Genomic DNA, 5,429 nt, shown 5'->3' with positions numbered 1-5,429 from the left:
ATTCGTGACCAAGCGATACTCACTCCTAGTCTGGATATCGCAAAAATTAACGACTCTATACCAACCAGAATCCTTTCCTCCCCCTACTTTTATCAGGTTCCCCTCTCCATACTCAAGCTTATAATTCATGTTTATACGTAATACATAATACTTTTTATCCTCTTCTTTCTACATGGTCATGAGCTTAAGGTAGCTGAGGCTAGCAAACCCCCGAGCCATTACGCCGACTGCATTTGTGGGAATAGCTTCTGTCATTTCATCTATTTTCTGGGCGTCATATCCATCACCAAAACTAACCAAGCTGTCAAGGGTCTCTCCACTTAGAGAATTCAAGTAGGAGAACAATTTCACTTGATAATAGCCCGAGGCCCAAAGTAATGTGCTGGTTAGCGTAATCGTGGTGGAATCTATGGGACAAATTTCAAAGTTCTTCTTGGCTGAATTATGATTAATCTTTGACAAGAGCTTTCCATAGACTTTGATGAATACAGATTTGTTTCTAACCTTTGAAGCTTTTGAGAATGTGCTTATGTCCACATCAATCCCCGTATTATTCAGGCGTTTAAATAAATCCCGCATACTTATTAGACTTTTATCCATGGCAAAAGCAAGCCAACACCCGAAGAAAAGGCGAGTGTTTAGCCCGGGGTAGTCCGTATCGCACAAATCAGAAAGGATTTCTTTGAGAGCTTTGGGTAAACTTTCTAGCATGAGTTTGTTTTTGATTGGTTGCTGCAAGTCTAAAGTATAAAAAACTTTGGACTGGCTTTTCAGTCTTATTTCTTAACTTTCAACCCTTGTGGGTTTTAGCATGATTAGCAAAATGCTTGAGTACAAGTTGGCTGAGGCAGGGGGCTTCTATGTGAAGTCTCCAACTCGTCAGCTCAAACCGTCTCAGCGTTGTGCCAAATGCTGGGAAGTCACGCCTAAAACGCTCAAGGATAGAGTGCATATCTGCTCTAACCCGAAGTGCGGTCATACCCAAGACAGAGATGTAAATGCTGCTCAAGTCAATTTGATTTGGGTAAAGAGGGCAGGAACTGTCCTCTCAGGCGCAGAGTCGCCAAGCTCTACCAATTGCGGAAGCATGAGGCAACTTGGGGCGAAGAAGCGTCAAAAATCTCAAGGCAAGGTAGATGGGGATTTAGAAACCCCATCCGCCTATGCGGTGGGGTAGTTCATAATTCCTTAACACTGGTTAATATTGAGATATGTTGGTTCTCTCCCTAGTCCTCGTCCTACTGTTGAGTTGGTGGCTCTTGCACCTACTCGAACTGAGTTATGAAAAAAAAGACGGTTCGTTCTTGTTTGCTGCTTCTCTGGTCGGGGTAGCCATCGGTGCGTTCCTAGTCGTCCACCATCTCTTATTAAATTTTTATCGGTACTTCAATCCCTAAGCAAAAAGCCGGGAGCAGGACCCCCGGTTTTTATAAGAGAAAAGCGCAACAGGACTACGCTGCGGTTGTCAAGGTCCGGCGGATGGTTTCAGGAGAGATAATCCCCACAATCCGGCCCTCCAGAGAACGGACCATTAGTTTGGGCGTCTGTTCGTCGAAGCGGCCCACGACTTGGGAGAGTGGGATATCGATCCCGACACTGGGTAATTGGCTATCCACCGGGGTCATCAGTTGGCGGACTTGGTAGTAACCCCACAGGTTCGGGAGGAGGTTAGCCCCGTCGTTAGGCGAGATGATCCCTACCACTTCGTCCTGCCACAAGACGAGATGTTGCACACTCAGGTCGCCCTTGGCGGTCTCGTGGTAGGTGCTGAAGGGCAGATTACCCGAAACCGTACCGTTGATTTGCAGAGAATCGGCTACAGTCAGCTTTTCGAGACGTTGATTCAAGCTCTGTACTTGGACGTTCGTGCGGGCTGAGGACTGGATAAACCAACCCAGCAGGGCCAAGAAAAGCCCGTTAAAGTTGCCGGAGACCCCGACGACCCAGCCACCGAGGGCAACCAAGGCCCAACCGATAATCTGCCCGGTCACCGCCGCAACCTGGACCCCTTTGTTGAAATCCTTGGTCACGCCCCAGACTAGGGCCTTGAGCATCTGACCGCCATCGAGGGGCAGACCAGGGAGGAGGTTAAACAGGGCCAGCATCAAGTTTGTATTCTGAGCAAGACTAAAGAACCCACTCAACACCGAGTCCTGAGGCACGGTTTGACCCAACAGACCAAAAACGAAGTAGAGGGCCACACTCACGAGGGGTCCCGCTGCTGCCGTCACAAACCCCTGCCAGGGTTTAGCTGGTTCTTTGTCAAAAGCCGCCATCCCGCCCAAAAGGAACAGGGAAATAGACTTGACCTCAATCCCGAACCGCTGGGCGACTAGAGAATGCCCCAGTTCATGGGCCAAGACCGAGCCGAAGATCACCACTACACTCAATAACCCCAGAGTAAGCCCCATCAACCAACCCAACTCCGTCGCAAAGAGCAAGGTGTAGGAGATGGTCATCAACACAGCAACCGCTACCCAACTGAAGTCGAGGTAGAACGGAATGCCGAATAGGGTACCAATCTGGAAGCCACGTTTCATGTCGTACCTTTGTAACGACTTCCTCAATTCTAGCACTAATTTTTAGTGCAGCAATCTGCCTGAGGATTACCGCTAGCTCAGGAAGTCCAAGCTAATATCCAACCATCGCGCTCGGGTAATCGGGGCACTAGTGGCGATGAAATCAACCCCAGTCTGGGCCACGGCGGCGATATTGGCGAGGGTGACATTGCCGGAGGCTTCAAGGGGGACGCGACCAGCGACGAACTGGACCGCTGCTCGTAATTGGTCAACCTGCATGTTGTCGAGCAAAATCATGTCCACTCCACATGCCAGAGCTTCCTCAACTTGGGCGAGGGTCTCACATTCCACCTCAACGGCAATCAAGTGGGGGAGGCGGGGACGGATGCGTTGGAGGGCTAGATGAATACTACCGGCGGCTTGGATGTGATTGTCCTTGAGCAGAACCGCGTCATCTAAGCCCAAACGGTGGTTCGTGGCCCCGCCGATCCGGGTGGCGTATTTCTCTAAGATGCGTAGACCCGGTGTGGTCTTGCGGGTATCGGTAAGGCGAGCAGTCGTGCCTTGTAAGGCCTCTACATAGGTGCGCGTCAGGGTAGCGATCCCGCTCAGGCGTTGGGTCAGGTTCAAAGCAACACGCTCTGCCATCAGGAGGGCCGGAGCGGGTCCCTGGAGTCGGGCAATTGCCGTGCGGTCTGCACAGTAGGTCCCTTCTGCCACTAGCGGCGTGAACTGAATATCCGCAGTCGTCAGGGTAAAAACCCGCGCTAGCACCGACAGACCACAGATTACCCCCGGTTCCTTCAGTAAGACTTGGGCACGGGCTAGGGGCGTCTCTCCCCCAAACAGCCCCAAGGTCGTCAGGTCCCCCCGTCCCCACTCCTCGCGCAACCACGCCAATAGCAGCGGGTCCAGGACTAACCAAGGCGGCAACATTAGTAGAGGGGCTTACAACTGCCCTTGGCCCGGAGGCTGGCAATTGTTTTGAGGTATTCCGGGCGCGAGGAGAAACCGGGTTTGAGAGTTTTGGCGGGGTAACTGTAAGTGAGATAGGGTTTCCCGGCTAGTTTCTCGCAATCGGTGGCGGCGGCAAGGTCAATCCAGACCGTGATTTCATCAACTTGACGGGCTTTGGCTTGTTGGGCGGCGTAGTTCGCAGTAGCTTGAGCAATTTCGCGGTCGGTGGCTTGGTCAGGGACGCGCACGTAGAGGATGGTCCGGGCGAGGTCGGTACTACCCACATCACGGGCGCGGATGAGATAAATCGGGACAGGTTTGGCACTGACGGGCAAGGCCACCAGGAGTGCCAAAAGTAAACTACGTTTCATACCCCGGCACCCAGGGCCAGCCCAGTCACGAGCATCCCTAGAACCAGAAAAGGCTGGGCACTGGCTTGGTAGCGCACGTCATTTTTGAGGGGGTCAGCGAGGAGAGCTTTTTGAAAGTACATCTGGGGCAGGATCAAGGCCAGGAGGATGGCCCCGTACCAGTAGAATTTCCCGGTGGCAATCAGGTAGACCAACACGCCCACCTGAAAGACATCAATCATCAAGACACAGATCCAAGCCGCCTTGGGAATGCCAAACATCACCGGCAGGGACTTCAGGCCCAAGGCTTGGTCGCCTTCTACACTCTTAAAATCGTTGACAATCGCAATTCCTAGCCCAGCAAAACTATAGAACAGGGTCAAAATAACAATCGTCGGGGTCAGGGTACCGAAGAGGGCATGACCACACCACCAGGGCAGCGCAATATAGGAAGCTCCCAGGGCGTAGTTGCCCAACCAACCATTCTGTTTGAGTTTGAGCGGAGGCGCGGAATAGATGTAGGCCAGGATGGTACCCCCGGCGGCGAGGACAAAAATAGTCGGGAAGCTGTGACCCACGAGCCGGTCAAGGGTATAGGCGGTGGCAAGTCCTAGCCCAAGCAGGAGGAGGATCTGTTCCTTGACTTGGAAGAGGCTGATGGCCCCGGAGGGAATGGGGCGGTAAGGTTCATTGATAGCGTCTATTTCGCGGTCGTAATAATCATTGACCGTCTGGGTATAGCCCGCCAAGAGGGGACCGGACATGACCATGGCAGTGATGACCAAAAGGACATTGCCCACGGACCAAGTGAAACCCCCAGAGGCAGCCCCGCACAGAACGCCCCACATCAGAGGAATCCAGGTGACGGGCTTCATCAGTTGTACCCGGAGGGCGAGGAGGGACCGGGCTTTGGTGTCGGCCCCGCGCATCCCTAACAATTGGCGGGTCCGCCGTTGGTTTTCTGAGGAACTCGTCATACTGCTACCGCACTCTGATCCCCATATCTTGCCATTCTCAGGGCCTAAATACCAGAGTTTTGCGTTGTGGGTGATGCTTAGTCCGCTTGTTAGCAGTGTGGTCTATTCGTTCTATGACAAGGTTAAGGTACTCGGGCTAACCGACTGGACCTGTCGTGGGGTCAGATCTAGAATTGCCACGATTTCGTTCTCGCAAAGGCACGGGTATGTGGGCCGACACAGCTTCTAACTTGCCTTTGGCTTGCTCCGTGCTTTTTACTCGAAACTCCAACCTATTTGCTCAGGACTCCGTGCTTTTTGCTTGAAGCCCATGCCTAAAGCTCACTAAAAAACCCGCCGGACTTGTGTGATGGCGGGTTTGGTATTGTAGACGGTGAATTGTAGAAGGCCCCTCCGCCCCGTACCCTGACGGGCACAGGCAAGCGGGGGACCAAGGCAGTAGAGGGTATTATTCTCGCTCCCCTACCCTTACAATCAGCACCATGCATATGGACCACGACCAACTCTTCAAACGACTGCTGTCCACCTTCTTTCTGGACTTCCTCGACCTCTTCTTCCCCGAAATCCTGGCTTGTCTGCAACCCGACTCCCTGGTTTTCCTCGAACAGGAGTTCTTCACCGATATT

7 protein-coding genes are annotated in these 5,429 nt (G+C 52.7%); 2 read left to right on the top strand and 5 right to left on the bottom strand.

Features of this window, described 5'->3' with window-relative positions; genetic code table 11:
• Positions 1 to 168: 168 nt before the first annotated feature.
• On the bottom strand, positions 169 to 738 hold the full coding sequence (locus HFM78_RS14565) for a hypothetical protein (protein ID WP_287130179.1): 570 nt from the start codon (positions 736 to 738) through the stop codon (positions 169 to 171).
• Between the two features lie 73 nt (positions 739 to 811).
• Here HFM78_RS14565 and HFM78_RS16405 point away from each other — a divergent pair, with 73 nt between their 5' ends.
• Both HFM78_RS16405 and HFM78_RS14560 read left to right on the top strand, forming a co-directional pair.
• Positions 812 to 1,177, top strand: coding sequence for a zinc ribbon domain-containing protein (locus tag HFM78_RS16405; RefSeq protein WP_396035076.1), 366 nt, complete (start codon positions 812 to 814; stop codon positions 1,175 to 1,177).
• Between the two features lie 34 nt (positions 1,178 to 1,211).
• Entirely contained in the window at positions 1,212 to 1,397 is a 186-nt protein-coding gene (locus tag HFM78_RS14560; protein WP_287130178.1) for a hypothetical protein, read from the top strand.
• Between the two features lie 54 nt (positions 1,398 to 1,451).
• Here the strand turns inward: HFM78_RS14560 and HFM78_RS14555 are convergent, their stop codons facing one another.
• From HFM78_RS14555 to chlG, 4 genes are all read right to left on the bottom strand, one after another.
• The gene (locus tag HFM78_RS14555) at positions 1,452 to 2,540 is read right to left on the bottom strand and encodes a site-2 protease family protein (protein ID WP_287130177.1); all 1,089 of its coding nucleotides are present in this window, start codon (positions 2,538 to 2,540) and stop codon (positions 1,452 to 1,454) included.
• Positions 2,541 to 2,612: 72 nt separating this feature from the next.
• Positions 2,613 to 3,455, bottom strand: coding sequence for a carboxylating nicotinate-nucleotide diphosphorylase (nadC, locus tag HFM78_RS14550; RefSeq protein ID WP_287130176.1), 843 nt, complete (start codon positions 3,453 to 3,455; stop codon positions 2,613 to 2,615).
• Complete coding sequence (locus HFM78_RS14545) at positions 3,455 to 3,847, bottom strand: hypothetical protein (RefSeq protein WP_287130175.1); 393 nt, start codon at positions 3,845 to 3,847, stop codon at positions 3,455 to 3,457. Before HFM78_RS14545 ends, nadC begins: the two co-directional genes overlap by 1 nt.
• Positions 3,844 to 4,803 (bottom strand): chlorophyll synthase ChlG, encoded by a 960-nt coding sequence (gene chlG, locus HFM78_RS14540; RefSeq protein WP_287130174.1) that lies wholly within the window; start codon positions 4,801 to 4,803, stop codon positions 3,844 to 3,846. Before chlG ends, HFM78_RS14545 begins: the two co-directional genes overlap by 4 nt.
• Between the last annotated feature and the right edge of the window lie 626 nt (positions 4,804 to 5,429).

Origin of the sequence: Candidatus Cyanaurora vandensis (assembly GCF_013285555.1) — a bacterium.
Classification (GTDB): Bacteria; Cyanobacteriota; Cyanobacteriia; order Gloeobacterales; family Anthocerotibacteraceae; genus Cyanaurora; species Cyanaurora vandensis.
The sequence above is the reverse complement of the archived record's forward strand: the minus strand, read 5'-3'. Positions and strand labels throughout refer to the sequence as shown.

What these genes read in the sequence shown, in the direction of transcription:
- HFM78_RS16405 (WP_396035076.1), top strand. Translation starts at nt 812, where the DNA reads ATGATTAGCAAAATGCTTGAGTACAAGTTGGCTGAGGCAGGGGGCTTC.
- HFM78_RS14560 (WP_287130178.1), top strand. Translation starts at nt 1,212, where the DNA reads ATGTTGGTTCTCTCCCTAGTCCTCGTCCTACTGTTGAGTTGGTGGCTC.
- HFM78_RS14555 (WP_287130177.1), bottom strand. Translation starts at nt 2,540, where the DNA reads ATGAAACGTGGCTTCCAGATTGGTACCCTATTCGGCATTCCGTTCTAC.
- nadC (WP_287130176.1), bottom strand. Translation starts at nt 3,455, where the DNA reads ATGTTGCCGCCTTGGTTAGTCCTGGACCCGCTGCTATTGGCGTGGTTG.
- HFM78_RS14545 (WP_287130175.1), bottom strand. Translation starts at nt 3,847, where the DNA reads ATGAAACGTAGTTTACTTTTGGCACTCCTGGTGGCCTTGCCCGTCAGT.
- chlG (WP_287130174.1), bottom strand. Translation starts at nt 4,803, where the DNA reads ATGACGAGTTCCTCAGAAAACCAACGGCGGACCCGCCAATTGTTAGGG.